The following is a 1,050-nucleotide window of genomic DNA, read 5'->3' on the forward strand; positions in this document are numbered from 1 at the left end:
CAGTGCCAGCGTTCCGTCGAGCGGGTTGCGGATCACGTTCACCAGCAGCGCGAAGTTGGTGTCCTCGCGAATGTCGATGCCGAGCAAAGTCACGTCCAGCGCGTCCATGGCCGCGCCCGCGGCATGGAAGTGGACATAGTTGAACGCGGTGTCGACGACCACGCCTACTTCGCGCTGGATGTCGGTGAGCGGGAACCGCTTGTGCTGTGCACTGTTGCGCTCGCGCTCGAAGACACCGGTGAGCACCTCACGCCCACTGCGGCCGCTGAAGTTCAACCGCAGTGGCATCGTGTTCAGGAACAGTCCGGCCGTGCGCTCGGCATCGATGCGCTCGGGCCGCCCATGGGTGACGACGCCGGTGGTCACATCCGTGCGACCGGACAACAGGCCGACGGTGCACAGGTGCGCGGCCAGCAGGACTGCCTTGACCGGGATGTGCGCGGCGGCGGCCACTTCGTCGGCGCGTGCCAGCAAGTCGGCGCCGACCGCAACCGGTACCGAAACACGCGCCTGCGCCGGGCCCGCGGTCGGTGTCGCATCCACGGGGACATGGGGGCGCAGTCCGGGGACACCGATCGTCTCCGCACCGTCCAACTCCCGTGCCCAGTACTCCCGATCGGCCGGATCGTCGAGCGAATCACGCTCGGCACGAACATATTCGGCGAACGACGGAAGCTCGGCGGGGAACTCGCCCGCGCCCCGATAGTCCGCCAGCAGCTCCGAGATCAGCGTCGCCACACTCCAGCCGTCGAGGATGGCGTGGTGGAACGCCAGCACCAGCTCGATCCGGTCGGCGAGCCGGTACACCGTGAGATCGAACAGGCCTGGCTGGTCGAAGACGTACCGGCGCAGGCGTCGTTGCTCGATATGGTCACGGATCAATGCCTCGGCCTGGTCGGTTTCGGTCGCGCGCAGGTCGACGATCGTCAACGGGGGATCGAGGTGGGCGTGCACGAGTTGTAGCGGCTCGGAGTAGCCGGCGAGCTCGAAGGAGGTGCGCAGCATCGGATGCCGGGCGACCGATCGCGACGTCGCGGCACGCAGTGCGGC

Annotated in this window: 1 protein-coding gene; it reads right to left on the bottom strand. The window is 67.7% G+C overall.

Annotated elements, in window-relative coordinates:
• Positions 1 to 1,050, bottom strand: a 1,050-nt coding sequence (locus ACFWDO_RS21490; protein WP_380347225.1) for a condensation domain-containing protein, incomplete at both ends; no start/stop codon positions are given.

It is taken from the genome of Isoptericola sp. NPDC060185 (assembly GCF_042728595.1).
GTDB lineage: Bacteria > Actinomycetota > Actinomycetes > Actinomycetales > Cellulomonadaceae > Isoptericola.